Origin of the sequence: Parazoarcus communis SWub3 = DSM 12120 (genome assembly GCF_003226565.1) — a bacterium.
Lineage (GTDB): Bacteria > Pseudomonadota > Gammaproteobacteria > Burkholderiales > Rhodocyclaceae > Parazoarcus > Parazoarcus communis.
Genome location: NZ_QKOE01000011.1, coordinates 70167 through 83537, shown reverse-complemented (window position 1 = coordinate 83537; position 13371 = coordinate 70167). Strand labels below are relative to the sequence as shown.

The 13371-nt window shown below is 61.2% G+C and carries 14 protein-coding genes; 4 read left to right on the top strand and 10 right to left on the bottom strand.

Annotated features, from left to right (window positions below; translation table 11 throughout):
* Nucleotides 1-49: 49 nt before the first annotated feature.
* The 6 genes from adk to DNK49_RS15000 all read right to left on the bottom strand — a co-directional run bounded on the left by adk (nucleotide 50) and on the right by DNK49_RS15000 (nucleotide 3812).
* Nucleotides 50-703 carry an adenylate kinase gene (gene adk / locus DNK49_RS15025; RefSeq protein WP_110526232.1) on the bottom strand — a complete coding sequence of 218 codons (654 nt, stop codon included), beginning with the start codon at nucleotides 701-703 and terminating at the stop codon, nucleotides 50-52.
* A 103-nt stretch (nucleotides 704-806) separates the two neighbouring features.
* Nucleotides 807-1574, bottom strand: coding sequence for a 3-deoxy-manno-octulosonate cytidylyltransferase (gene kdsB, locus DNK49_RS15020; protein WP_110526229.1), 768 nt, complete (start codon nucleotides 1572-1574; stop codon nucleotides 807-809).
* 9 nt (nucleotides 1575-1583) lie between these two features.
* A complete protein-coding gene (locus tag DNK49_RS15015; protein ID WP_110526228.1) occupies nucleotides 1584-1772 on the bottom strand; it encodes a Trm112 family protein in 189 nt (62 codons plus the stop codon).
* Nucleotides 1753-2763 (bottom strand): tetraacyldisaccharide 4'-kinase, encoded by a 1011-nt coding sequence (gene lpxK, locus DNK49_RS15010; protein ID WP_110526225.1) that lies wholly within the window; start codon nucleotides 2761-2763, stop codon nucleotides 1753-1755. Before lpxK ends, DNK49_RS15015 begins: the two co-directional genes overlap by 20 nt.
* A gap of 10 nt (nucleotides 2764-2773) precedes the next feature.
* Complete coding sequence (locus tag DNK49_RS15005) at nucleotides 2774-3196, bottom strand: ExbD/TolR family protein (RefSeq protein WP_110526222.1); 423 nt, start codon at nucleotides 3194-3196, stop codon at nucleotides 2774-2776.
* 7 nt (nucleotides 3197-3203) lie between these two features.
* Complete coding sequence (locus tag DNK49_RS15000; RefSeq protein WP_110526220.1) at nucleotides 3204-3812, bottom strand: MotA/TolQ/ExbB proton channel family protein; 609 nt, start codon at nucleotides 3810-3812, stop codon at nucleotides 3204-3206.
* A 308-nt stretch (nucleotides 3813-4120) separates the two neighbouring features.
* On the opposite strand from DNK49_RS15000, the gene xseA reads away from it, so the two are divergent.
* Both xseA and DNK49_RS14990 read left to right on the top strand, forming a co-directional pair.
* The gene (gene xseA / locus DNK49_RS14995) at nucleotides 4121-5491 is read left to right on the top strand and encodes an exodeoxyribonuclease VII large subunit (protein WP_207807000.1); all 1371 of its coding nucleotides are present in this window, start codon (nucleotides 4121-4123) and stop codon (nucleotides 5489-5491) included.
* A 339-nt stretch (nucleotides 5492-5830) separates the two neighbouring features.
* Nucleotides 5831-6415 (top strand): superoxide dismutase, encoded by a 585-nt coding sequence (locus DNK49_RS14990; protein ID WP_110526218.1) that lies wholly within the window; start codon nucleotides 5831-5833, stop codon nucleotides 6413-6415.
* Between the two features lie 118 nt (nucleotides 6416-6533).
* Here the strand turns inward: DNK49_RS14990 and DNK49_RS14985 are convergent, their stop codons facing one another.
* Entirely contained in the window at nucleotides 6534-7673 is a 1140-nt protein-coding gene (locus DNK49_RS14985) for an ABC transporter substrate-binding protein (RefSeq protein ID WP_165843342.1), read from the bottom strand.
* A gap of 259 nt (nucleotides 7674-7932) precedes the next feature.
* Here DNK49_RS14985 and DNK49_RS14980 point away from each other — a divergent pair, with 259 nt between their 5' ends.
* Together DNK49_RS14980 and tal are read left to right on the top strand one after the other, a co-directional pair.
* Nucleotides 7933-8751 carry a pseudouridine synthase gene (locus DNK49_RS14980; protein ID WP_110526212.1) on the top strand — a complete coding sequence of 273 codons (819 nt, stop codon included), beginning with the start codon at nucleotides 7933-7935 and terminating at the stop codon, nucleotides 8749-8751.
* 41 nt (nucleotides 8752-8792) lie between these two features.
* A complete protein-coding gene (tal, locus tag DNK49_RS14975) occupies nucleotides 8793-9872 on the top strand; it encodes a transaldolase (protein WP_110526209.1) in 1080 nt (359 codons plus the stop codon).
* Between the two features lie 127 nt (nucleotides 9873-9999).
* On the opposite strand, the gene DNK49_RS14970 is transcribed toward tal, so the two are convergent.
* The 3 genes from DNK49_RS14970 to cheY all read right to left on the bottom strand — a co-directional run bounded on the left by DNK49_RS14970 (nucleotide 10000) and on the right by cheY (nucleotide 13360).
* Nucleotides 10000-11901, bottom strand: coding sequence for a chemotaxis protein CheA (locus DNK49_RS14970; protein WP_207806999.1), 1902 nt, complete (start codon nucleotides 11899-11901; stop codon nucleotides 10000-10002).
* Nucleotides 11902-11963: 62 nt separating this feature from the next.
* Complete coding sequence (cheZ, locus tag DNK49_RS14965; RefSeq protein ID WP_110526206.1) at nucleotides 11964-12842, bottom strand: protein phosphatase CheZ; 879 nt, start codon at nucleotides 12840-12842, stop codon at nucleotides 11964-11966.
* A 119-nt stretch (nucleotides 12843-12961) separates the two neighbouring features.
* Nucleotides 12962-13360 carry a chemotaxis response regulator CheY gene (cheY, locus tag DNK49_RS14960; RefSeq protein ID WP_110526203.1) on the bottom strand — a complete coding sequence of 133 codons (399 nt, stop codon included), beginning with the start codon at nucleotides 13358-13360 and terminating at the stop codon, nucleotides 12962-12964.
* Nucleotides 13361-13371: the final 11 nt, after the last annotated feature.

Below are 13371 nucleotides of genomic sequence, written 5' to 3'. Positions count from 1 at the left end.
ACTGCCCTGCAGCACCGACCGCGAAATTACACGCCAACTGGCGGGTCAGTTACTTCAGCGCATCAAAGGCACGCGCCGTGATCTCTTCAACTGCCCCCAGGCCGACGATCTTGCGAACCTTGGGAGCATTGGCAGCCCCGCTGGCAGCCCAGGTACTGTAGTACTCGACCAGCGGCTTGGTTTGCGCATGATAGACATCCAGGCGCTTCTTGACCGTTTCTTCCTTGTCGTCGTCACGCTGCACCAGGTCTTCACCGGTGACATCGTCCTTACCCTCAACCTTGGGCGGGTTGTACTTGACGTGATAGGTACGGCCGGACGGCAGGTGGGCGCGACGGCCGCTCATGCGTTCAACGATCTCGCTGTCGGGCACATCGATCTCGAGCACGAAATCGATCGGGACGCCTGCATCCTTCATCGCATCGGCCTGCGGGATCGTACGCGGGAACCCGTCGAACATGTAGCCCGCCTTGCAATCATCCTGCTGCAGACGATCCTTGACCAGACCGATGATGATGTCGTCAGAGACCAGCCCACCGGCGTCCATGACCTTCTTGGCTTCGATACCCAGCGGCGTACCGGCCTTGACGGCTGCGCGCAGCATGTCCCCGGTGGAGATCTGCGGAATGCCGAACTTCTCCTTGATGAAGTTCGCTTGCGTTCCCTTGCCGGCGCCCGGCGGTCCCAACAGAATCAGTCGCATACACCCTCCCGGAAATGCGGCCGCCATCAGGCGGCAATCGTTATTGGTTGAAGGCCGAAACTTAACTGACAAGTCACGGCCGGTCAAACCCCATTTAAAACAATCAATCGGCGGCAAATATTGCGCGGACGCGAGCCAGATCCTCGGGCGTGTCCACACCCGCAGCAGGCGCTCCCTCAAGCCTGATCACACTGATCGGATAGCCATGCCACAGGGCTCGCAACTGTTCCAGCGCCTCCCAATGCTCAATCGGTGCGGGAGCAAGCGCGGAGTAGGACTTGAGAAAACCCACCCGATAAGCGTAGAGCCCGACATGCCGTAACACTGGCAGGTCTACCGGCAAGGCGTCGCGCTGGGTGGCCCATGCATCCCGCGCCCAGGGAACGGGCGCACGCGAGAAGTACATTGCCCGCTGCCGGGCGTCGCACACCACTTTGACGACGTTCGGATTGAAAACCTCGGCGACATCCAGGATGGGATGCGCGGCAGTCGCAATCGCTGCACCACCGTCCGCAGCCAGTGCGTCGGCAACCGCCGTCACCAGCGCAGGTTCAATCAGCGGTTCATCCCCCTGCACGTTGACGACGATGTCATCATCCGACCAGCCCAGCGTCAATGCCACCTCGGCAAGACGATCCGTCCCCGTCGGATGATCGGGCCGTGTCATCAGCACCTTGCCACCCGCCGCCAGCACGGCATCCCTGACCGCCTCATGATCGGTCGCAACCCATACCTCGCAGGCACCAGACACCAGTGCGCGCTCCATGACCCTGACGACCATCGGCTTTCCCCCGATGTCGGCCAGGGGCTTGCCGGGCAAGCGGGTAGAGGCATGGCGTGCAGGCACCACAACGCGAAAACGGCTCGACATGGCGTGGGCTCAGCGCAAGGCGTCGACTTCTTCGGCGCTCATCGTCCGCGCCTCATCCTCCAGCATGACCGGAATGCCATCACGAATCGGGTAGGCCAGGCGATCGGCCTTACAGACCAGCTCCTGCTTATCCTTCAGATAATCCAGCGGCCCCTTGCAGATCGGGCAGACGAGAATTTCAAGCAGTCGGGCGTCCATTGTTCAGCTTCTCCAGGATGCGTTCGGCAGCACCCGAACCGATTATGGCCTGCACCGGGAATTCCCAGGCATCGTCAGGCGCGAAAGGCCGGCATTTTACCGCATCCTTGCTCGTCATCAGACAGACATCTTCACCAACGAAAGCGAGGTCGGCAGCACTGAAACAGTGGTGGTCCGGAAACGGGTGCTCGATCACCTCGAGTCCCATGGCACGCAACTGGTCGAAAAAGCGCTGAGGCCGTCCAATACCGGCGACGGCATGAACCCGCCGCCCACGGAAATCCGCCGCCGTACAGCTTCGCCCGGGTTCGGTCACGGAGACGAATCGATCACCGGCGAGACGCATCGGCACCACGGGCGTCCCGGCAAGCATCTGCCACACCGGCTCCGACAGCGCACCATGGGCAATCACGACATCGACCCCTGTCAGTCTGGTCAAAGGCTCACGCAGCGGCCCAGCAGGAAGCAGATAGCGGTTCCCCAGCACTTTGTCATCCACGACTGCAATCTCGACATCACGAGCAAGACGGTAGTGCTGCATGCCGTCGTCCGAGACAATGATGTCGCATTCCGGATGGGCCTGCAGCAACGCTCTTGCCGCAGCGGGCCGGTCGCGCCCGACCGCAACAGGGCATGCAGTCAGACGCGCCAGCAACACCGGCTCATCCCCGAACAAGCCGGCATCGTCACCATCAAGCACCGCCACCCCGTCGACCCGGCCACCATATCCACGCGATACCACGCCCGGCCGCCAGCCCGCGGCCCGCAGGGCATCCACCAGCCACTTGACGACCGGCGTCTTGCCGCTACCCCCTACTGCGATGTTGCCGACAATCACCACCGGCACGGGCAGGCGCTCGGCATTGAGCAAGCCCAGGCGATAACTCCAGCGCCGGATCGCCGACAACAGGAAGAAAAGCAGGGAAACCGGATAGAGCAACCGCGCCCATCCGCGTCGACGCTGCCACCATGCCGGGGCGGTTGACGCCATGGATGAGTACTCAGGGAGACGTCAGCTGGGTGGCGAAGGTGATGTGCGCCAGCCCGGCACGCTGCGCCGCCTGCATCACATCGATGACGCTCTGGTGCGCTGCCTTGGCATCCGCACTGATGACAACCACCGGGTTCTGCTGACCCGACGGAACCGCTTTGCCCAGCGCCGCGGCCAACGCCTCGATACGCCTGTCGGCAACAGGCTGCTGATTGATGATCACATCGCCTGCAGCGGTGATGGCCACCACGATCTCGTTGCTGACGGTCGCTGCATCACTGCTCGCGGCCGTGGGCAAGTTGATCTCGAGCCCGCCCGTCTTGGTAAAGGTCGTGGTCAACATCAGAAAGATGATGATGACGAGCACTACGTCAATCAAGGGAATGAGATTGATCTCGGGCTCTTCGCTTTTTTCGGCGCGACGGAATCTCATGGAAGGCTCAGCCGCGTCGTTCGCCGTGGGCAACTTCGACCAGCTTGATTGCCTGCTGCTCCATGTCGACGACAAAGTCATCGATCAAACGGCGGAAATGGCGCCAGAAAATGGTCGAAGGGATGGCAATGATCAGACCCAGCCCAGTGGTGTAAAGCGCAATCGAGATTCCCTTGGCCAATTGCACCGGATTGGCGCCACTCACGCCCTGCGAGGCAAAGATGTCGATCATCCCCACAATGGTGCCAAACAGGCCCAACAGCGGGCTGATGGCAGCAATCGTTCCCAGCGTGGTCAGGAAGCGCTCGAGCTCATGAACGACGGCCCGACCTTCCTCCTCGATCGACTCCTTCATGATCTCGCGCGAGCTATTGACGTTTCTCAAGCCGGCGGCAAGCACCTGACCCAGCGGAGAGTGAGCAGCGACCCTGCTCACCATCTCGGGCGACGAGCCATGCTGACTCAGGTCGGCAATGATGTTGTCAAGCAGCCCGGCAGGAACGATGCGGGCGCGACGCAGGGTAACCGAGCGCTCGATGATCAACGCCACCGCAATGACCGAAGCAAACAACAAAGGCCACATCGGCCAGCCAGCGGCCTGAATGATCGCGAACACGCGGTGAGTCCTTGATAAGTGCCAAAGAGCGGAACTTTAGCCGTGCCGGCCGGCCAGGGCAAGACCGCCTGTCGCGCGATCAATCCACAGAAGCTGTGGATAAGTTTGTGGAAGATTTCGGGATGTTGCCCCAAACCCCACCAACGGCAAGACTTTTCTTGCTCCGATGAAAATTTGTGCAACATTTAAAATCCTTTTAATTCAAATAGTTAATATCACACCCCTGACAGATCAAGGACTTGCGCGCCCCTTGCTTACAGAAGCTTGACAGACGCCCCGCCCTGTGGATTCCGCTACAATCCGGCCCCATGAAAAACCAGACAGCCCTTGCCAGCACCGGGCTCCAGCCGGGCTCCAACCAGATCATCAGCGTTTCCGCACTCAACCGGCTGGCGCGCGACGTGCTCGAGTCTGCCTTGCCGCTGATGTGGGTCGGCGGCGAGATCTCCAATCTCACCCGCGCCAGCTCAGGCCATGTTTATTTCACCCTCAAGGACGCGAATGCCCAGGTGCGATGCACGATGTGGCGAAACCGTGCCCAACTGCTCGCGTTCAGGCCCGAAAACGGCATGCGGGTCGAAGCGCGCGCATTGGTCAGCCTGTACGAGGCACGTGGCGACTATCAGCTCAATGTCGAAACCTTGCGCCCTGCCGGTATCGGCAACCTGTTCGAAGCCTTCAGCCGGCTCAAGGAAAAACTGGCTGCGGAAGGCCTGTTCGACGCAGCCCTGCGCCGCCCCCTTCCCCGCTTCCCTCGTGGCATCGCCCTCGTAACCTCACCGGCTGCGGCGGCCCTGCGCGACGTACTCGCAACCCTGGGCCGTCGTAGTCCGCATTTACGGGTGATCCTCTACCCGGCCCCTGTCCAGGGTCCTGATGCGCCACAAGGCCTGATCCAGGCCCTCATGCAGGCAGGCCAACGGGCACAAGCCGACCAGACCGACCTTGTGCTGCTGGTGCGTGGTGGTGGCAGCATCGAAGATCTCTGGGCCTTTAACGACGAAGCCCTGGCGCGCGCCATCCGTCATTGCCCGCTGCCAGTGATCAGTGGTGTCGGCCACGAAACCGACTTCACCATTGCCGATTTCGTCGCCGACCTGCGCGCAGCCACGCCAACGGGCGCGGCCGAGTTGGCCAGCGCCGGTTTTCATGCCGCACAAGGCGATCTGGTCATGCTCGGTCAAAGTCTGCGCCGTACGATTGTCCGAAGGCTCGAGAACCTCGCTCAGCGGATCGATCGCTGCGCACTACGCCTGATCCATCCATGTCAGCAACTGAAGCTTTCGGCCGCCAAACTCGATACCCTGTCGCAACGGTTGAAACGTGGCATGCGTGACACGCTGCGACGCGACAGACAGCAGCATGATCACATCGCACTCCGCCTGCGCAACCAACGCCCGAGGCTGACACCCCTGCAACAACGCCTTACCGCACTCGACGCACGCTTGAAACAATCGATGCGGACACAGTTACACGCCCAGCGACAACATGTCATCGCACTCGGCACCCACCTCGGGCACCTTGATCCGACTGCGGTTCTTGCGCGGGGCTACAGCATCACGCGGGATCAGGATGGCAACATCATCCGCTCGATACAGCAGGTTGCGGCCGGCGATGCACTATCCATCGAACTGACCGACGGCTTTCTGGACGGCGTTGTACGCACAAGGCCAGGCTAAGCGGCCTGCCTCAATGCGCCACAACGATTCCCATGCTTGCAACAAGGGTTTATCATCTCCCGCGAAGGTCAAGCTGACTGAGGATCATCCGCTTGGGAATCAGGATAGCGACGCCCAGCTCCCGGCATCTGCAATGCATGCAAGCAGAATGCCTCCTGCGGGCGGTCGAGTCGCAACGCCCTTACCATCCGATCGCTCGCGTCCGGCAGCCTTCCTGGTTCCGCGTCCATGCAGGATTGTCAGGCATGGCCAATCCCGACTAGAATACTCAGGCTTTGTCATTCGGCGCCCGGACTTACCCCGATTCCGGCGCTTAACGCCTCTCAACAGGAGATCAAGATGGAACACACGCTGCCCGCACTGCCCTATGCCAAGGATGCACTGGCTCCGCACATCTCGGCGGAAACCCTGGAATTCCACCACGGCAAGCACCATCAGGCTTACGTCACCAACCTGAACAACCTGATCAAGGGCACCGAGTACGAAAACCTCGAGCTCGAAGCCATCGTCAAGAAGGCGCCGGCTGGCGGCGTTTACAACAACGCAGCCCAGATCTGGAACCACACCTTCTTCTGGAACAGCATGAAGCCCAACGGTGGTGGCGAACCCACCGGTGCGCTGGCTGACGCGATCAAGGCCAAGTGGGGCTCGTTCGATGACTTCAAGAAGGCCTTCACTGCCTCCGCAGTCGGCAACTTCGGCTCTGCCTGGACCTGGCTGGTCAAGAAGGCCGACGGCTCGGTCGACATCGTCAACATGGGCGCAGCCGGCACCCCGCTGACCACTGGCGACACCGCCCTGCTCTGTATCGACGTGTGGGAACACGCCTACTACATCGACTACCGCAACCGTCGTCCGGACTTTGTCGCGACCTTCCTCGACAAGCTGGCCAACTGGGAATTCGCGGCGAAGAATTTCGCCTGACCGCCTTGCCAAGCCGCAAATGCGGCATGTCGTCAAAAGGGGCACCCGATGGTGCCCCTTTTTCATGGTGCCTGATGGGCCCTTGTTGACCCAACGGCCGTTCCCGGCGTCAATCGACCTACTGGATGTAACGCCCGTCAGCACGAACCAGGGACAGGTCGACAAAGCTCGAGCCATCGCGCCGGCCGGGTGCAAAACTCACGTCATAGCCCCCGACACCAAAGGGCCGCATACCCTCCAGGGCCTGGGTCACGCGCTCTGCCGTCACCTCCGGACCTGCACGCCTGAGCGCTTCAACCAGAACACGGGCCGCAATATATCCCTCAAGCGTGGTGTGATTGACTTCAACATCCTTCGCTGCCTCAGCCGCTCGCAGAAACTCACGTACCAGCGGCACGGTCTTCGTCCATGGCGACGGCACCACCTGCGAGATGACAACGCCATCGGCATCTGCACCCAACTCCTGCAGCAACTGACTGCTGCTGACCACCGACAGACCAAAGAACTGAGCCCTGGCGCCAGTCTTCTGATACTCGCGGATGAAATTGACCGAGGCCTGACCAGCGGTCGCCAGCAGGATGGCAGACGGTGCCCGTGCCGCAATGTCGGCCGCAGCCTTGACCGAATCATAGGTCGTGCCCGTAATAGCCCCGACCGCAACCGGCTTCAGTCCACGAGCGTCCAGCACGGTCTCAGCGCTTTTCAGCCCCGAACGACCAAACCCGTCATCCTGGTAGGCAATGGCGATGTCACGGATACCGATCGTGCTGAGGTACTCGACCGCCTTGCGCAACTCATCCACATAGCTGGCACGCACATGAAAAAGGTAACGCCCGGCCTTGTCCCGCAACTCGGGGGCGCCGGTCAATGGGGCAAGCATGGGTACTTTCGCCGCCTCCGCCAGCGGCGCGCTGGCCATCGTGCTGCCGGTACCGGTGTAACCGAAAAGCGCGACGACGCGCTTATCGTCGAGGATCTGTCGTGTGTTGGCCTTCGTGCGCTCGGGATCGTAGCCATCGTCAAGACTGATCATCTCGAGTTTCCGCCCAGCGATGCCGCCCGCCGCATTCACCGCATCCAGATGCAGCCTGATACCGCGGTTGTAGAGCAGACCGTTGGCCGCCTGCGGACCGCTGAGCACCGCCGACTGACCCACGACCAGCGGTGCCTCCTGCGCACCCGCAGACAAGGGCGAAACCAGCAACACCGCAGCTGCAGCGCGGCAAAAGATGTGGACGAACGCTCGTCTTCCTCGCATGGAAGTCCTCCTATGATGGATGTCTGTCTTGTTGTGCCCACTGCCACCCTGTCGGGTACGGGGCTTTGTGACGTGAGAATACATCATGCACGGCAGAAAGCATGCCGGCTTCCCTCTTCGACGCCTTTGCGGCACCATCCGGGACCTGTCCCTTGCCCCCTGTCCCCTGCCCCATGCCAACAACAGGCACGCTCCGGATCAGACGACGTTGCAGCTTTCAAACACCCTCAACCGACCAGTCCGCGCCCCTCAGTGCCCCATGCTCGACATCCTGTATCGCGATGATCATCTGATCGCCATCCACAAGCCCTCCGGCCTGCTGGTTCATCGCAGCCCGATCGCCGCACAGGACGAGCGCTTCGCCGTGCAACTCCTGCGCGACCAGATCGGTCAGCGGGTTTATCCCGCACATCGGCTCGATCGCGGGACCTCGGGCGTCCTGCTGTTCGCCCTGGATCAGGCCACCGCGGGCATCCTCGGCAAACAGTTTGAGGTGCAACAGGTCGGCAAGCGTTACCTCGCCATCGTCCGCGGGCACCCTCCGGTACAGGGCGTCATCGATCATCCCTTGCGTCGCAAGCTCGACCCCGTCGAATACAGCCGTGGCATCGGCCACGGCGGGCGCGACACCAGGTTACCGGAGGACGACGATATCGATCCCGAGTCCGGGACGGTAGCAGAGGGGGCCGCAGGACTTCCCGCGCGTACCCGCTTTCGCACCCTGGCCCACGCCGAACTCCCCTACCCGGTCGACCGCTACCCAAGCAGCCGATATGCACTGGTCGCGCTCGCACCGGAGACGGGTCGTCGCCACCAACTCCGACGCCATCTCAAGCACCTGTCCCACCCCATCATCGGTGATGCCACCTATGGCAAGGGCCGCCACAACCGCTTGTTTCAAACCCTGTTCAACAGCCATCGGCTACTCCTCGCCTGTGTCGGACTACGCCTGACGCATCCTCACTCCGCGCAGCCCATCATCATCGACTGCCCGATCTCGCCCGACTTTGCCAACGTCATCAATCAGCTCGGATGGAGCTGTCATGTGAACACGCTTTCGATGTCTTTCGATTCGTAGGACAATATGTACCCTTTACGCCTGCCGATGAAGTGACTCTCATGAATCCGTTGCTGCAAGTTCGCGAACAAGGCCAGCAGATCTGGCTAGACAACCTCTCCCGTACGCTGCTCAACGAAGGACAACTCGCACGCTTCATCGCCGAAGACGGGGTTGCCGGAATCACCACCAACCCGTCGATCTTCCACAAGGCGATTGCCGACGGACGGTATTACGAGGACGACCTTGCCGCCCTCAAGGCCCAGCCGATGGCGGCCGAGACGCGTTATGAGCATCTGGTCATTCCGGACGTACAGCGCGCTTGCGACTTGCTGCGCCCGGTGTTCGACGACAGCAAGGGTAGCGCGGGCTATGTCAGCCTCGAGGTATCGCCAGCCCTGGCCGACGACGCGGACGGCACCGTGGCCGCCGGATTGCGCTTGAAGACAGCCGTCGATCGCGCCAACCTGCTGATCAAGGTGCCTGCGACTGCTGCCGGACTGATTGCCATCGAACGCCTGATCGGCGCAGGCGTGAGCGTCAACGTCACACTCATGTTCTCGCTGAAGCATGTCGAAGCGGTCGCATCCGCTTATCTGAAAGGGCTCGAACGGCTTCAGGCATCGGGAGGCGATGTCTCCTCGGTCATGTCCGTTGCCAGTGTCTTCCTGTCGCGGGTGGATACCCTGATCGACAAGCAACTCGACGAGCGTGGGGGTGAGGCCCTGAGCTTGCGGGGCAAAGCCGCAGTCTCGATGTGCCGACTGGCTTATCAACAATACCGGGCACGCTTTCACGGCCCGGCCTTTGCCTCCCTGCGCGCAGCCGGCGCCCGGCCGCAGTACCTGCTGTGGGCCAGTACAGGCACCAAGAATCCGGCCTACAGCGACCTGCTGTATGTCGAATCACTGATCGGCCCCGAAACCGTCAATACCTTGCCGGACGCCACACTGGCCGCGCTGCTGGATCACGGTAGGGTGGCGCGCACCCTTGAAACCGGCCTCGATGACGCCCGCCGGGTCTTGGACGAACTGAACCGTCTGGGCATCGACATGACACAAGCTGGCGAGCGCCTTCAGGCCGAAGGTTTGCGCCAGTTCGAACAGGCTTTCGCACAGTTGCTGGCACTCACCGCAGATTGAACCTGATACGCGGACGTGCCAAACGCGGTTTACCCCGCATTCCGCAACGAGACCTTTCACCCAAGCAAAAAAGGCACCTTCGGGTGCCTTTTTTCAGTTTGCCTGCCCTCTGAATGAGGGCACACACTCAACCGACCAGCGCCGGTACGTTTTTCTTGACCAAGGACGAACGCGCCACACCGCGTTGATCACCTGCGGCCCCCAACACTTCCTTCATGTCCAGGATAAGCACGATCTGCCCATTGGAAAGGGTCGTCACACCGGCAACCCCCTTGGGACGGAAATCGTCCAGTGACTTGATCACTGCATCCTCGCGGCCGGCGAAGCTGTCAATGGCCAGAATGAAGGACAGTTCGGCCGTCTGCATCAGCACACCATATTCGGGCGTGCGTTCCTGCTCCCACCCCAGCAAGCCCGCGAGCGGCAACACCGGCAGCACTTCACCCCGCACCACCATGGTGGCACGCCCCCCGACCTCCTGAACCTCCTTGGCGTCGATCGGCAGAATCTCGCGAACCATCGACAACGGCACGGCGAAGGGCTGCTCACCCAACCTCACCAACAGCACCGGCAAGATCGCCAGCGTCAGCGGCAGACTGATGATGAAGGTCGTTCCCTTGCCTTGCTGCGAACGGATGTCGATCGATCCGTTGAGCTTCTGGATGTTGGTGCGCACCACATCCATCCCAACCCCGCGGCCAGACACGTCCGACACCTGCGAGGCCATGGAGAAACCTGGAAGAAAGATCAGGTTATAGCTCTGACGCTCATCCATGGTGTTGGCCTCTTCATCCGTGATGAGACCTTTCTGCAGGGCTTTAGCACGCAGCCGCTCGGCATTCATGCCACGCCCGTCATCTGCCACCAGGATGACGATGTGGTCGCCCTCCTGACGAGCTTCAAGCCGGACCACGGATTTCTCCGGCTTGCCGTTGGCACGCCGTTCGGCAGCATCCTCCACCCCATGGTCCACTGCATTGCGGATAAGGTGAATGATCGGATCTGACAAGTCCTCGATCATGGTCTTGTCGATCTCGGTTTCCTCGCCCGCCAGCACCAGCTCAACATCCTTGCCCAGATTACGGGCCAGATCACGGGCAATGCGCGGATATTTCTGGAACAGCCGGCCGATCGGCTGCATCCGCGTCTTCATTACCGCGTTCTGCAGATCCGACACCAGCAAATCCAGCTGTCCAACCGCAAGATCGAGCGCATGCAAGGTCTCGGTATCGTTGCGACCGCTGAGAATGTCACTGCGCAAGGCGTTGAGGCGGTTCTTGGTCAGACCGATCTCTCCGGAGAGGTTGAGCACCTGATCCAGGCGAGCGGTATCGACACGAATCGAATTGTCTCGCTGACGCTCACCTTCACGACGCCCGCCAGGTGCCGAAGCGCCAGGACGATCGCTGGAGCGGCGTCCGATGGCATGCTTGATGATCTCTTCCGGATCCTCAACCGGCGCCGGCCCGATCACTTCGATGTCCGCCTTTGCCGGCTCGGGCTTCACCTCCCGAACCGCTGGTGCGTTCGTCACCGCGCTGTACAACAGGTTCCAGTCGGGTTCGTGTGCCCCGCCCGGGGTCTCCGCCTTCACCGGTGCCTCAGGTGCCTTGGCCTTCACCGCGACCGGAACAGGTTGCCCCGCGATTGCGACCTTGAGGCGCTCGATCAGTGCCGGATCGGCTGGATGCGGCTGTGTCCCATGTTCGAGCTGACTGAACATCTCGCGAACGGATCCGGTTGCCTCGAGGATGACATCCATCATTTCGGACGTCACCGCCAGCTCACCGTTGCGCAGCTTGTCGAACAGATTCTCGGTCAGATGACACAAGGTCACCAGCTCTGTCGCATTCAGGAACCCTGCACCACCCTTGATGGTGTGAAAACCACGAAAGATCTCATTGAGCAGGTTCAGGTCGTCGGGAAAGCGCTCGAGGTCAACCAGCTTGTTGTCCACACCGGACAACAGGTCTCCCGCCTCGATCAGGAAGTCCTGCAGCAGATCTTCCATTCCGGCAAAGTCACTCATGGCTCTCACTCCCGTTCATATTCATCGCGCAGGGCCAACACACATCCCGACACCCGGGCATCTCAGAAACCCAGGCTCTCGAGCAAGTCATCCACTTGCCCTTGAGTCGTCACGACGTCGTCACGCCCCTCGCTGCTGACCACCGGCCCGTTCATCAGGCCTGCGCTCTTCTTGTCGATCTTCACATCAGCCGGCGCCACCTCGATCAGCACCTGCAGCAACTGGGTCTCGAGGGTATGCGCCATGTCGACGACCTTCTTGATCACCTGCCCGGTCAGATCCTGGAAATCCTGCGCCATCATGATCTCGAGCAACTGGGCGTTGGTCGCCCGACTTGCATCGGCGACACCGCCGATGAATGTCCGTGTCTCCGCAACCAGCGCCTTGAACTCATCCACGGACAGTTCGTTGGCATACAGGCGATCCCACCGTGCCTGCAGCGCGGCGGAGTCCATCTCGACGCGGTCCTGGATGGGCTTCGCAATGTCTGTGGCGTTGAGCACCCGGCTCGCCGCCTGCTCGGTCATCTGCGCAATGTAGGTCAAGCGCTGGCGGGCATCGGGCATCGCCTGGGCCACCTCCTGCAAGGCACTATCAACGCCCAGCTCACGCAGGGTGTCGTGCACTTGACGGGTCAGCTGGCCAATGCGGTTGTAGGCAATCTCGTTGCCTGCATCGACCGCGGTTTCAGGCTGGGGCATTTTCGCGACTTTCGCCTGTACCGTTTCCTGCTCAGACGGAACATCGAACTCCGCAGCGACCGCGTCAAACAACGACTGCAACTCATCACTATCATTGCCTGCAGCAACGCTGGCTGCAGGCGCGGGCGTTGCCTTGGGAGGTGCCGGCACCGGCGCCGGCTCGCTGGAGGCAATACTGTCAAACAGGGCCTGAAGCTCGTCCGAGTCGCTCGCTTCGTCAAATTTCATCCGCTTCGCCATTGTCTGGCTCCCCAATAGTCATTCAGGCAGACCGCAGAAACCCCGTTTCGCGCGGCCACCTCCACAGCTTGCGCAGGCGGCAGGCATCACGGCTGCCGCAGCATTCGTCCGGAGCAGGCTCAGGCGGCCGTCTTGCCCAGTTTCTCGAAGATCTTCTCGAGTTTTTCCGCCATGGTCGCCGCAGTAAAGGGCTTGACGATGTATCCACTGGCCCCGGCCTGCGCTGCCGCAATGATGTTTTCCTTCTTGGCCTCGGCCGTAATCATCAGTACCGGCAGGTGCTTGAGTTGCGGCGTGCGGCGGATGGTCTGCAACAGCGTCAGCCCGTCCATATTGGGCATGTTCCAGTCGGTCACGACAAAGTCGAACTGTGCGGCATTGAGCTTCTGCAACGCCACTGCGCCGTCCTCAGCCTCGTCCACATTCGTGTAACCCAACTCCTTGAGCAGGTTGCGCACGATGCGACGCATGGTCGAAAAGTCATCGACCACCAGAAATTTCAGTTTGGGATCACCCATTTTTTTCTCCG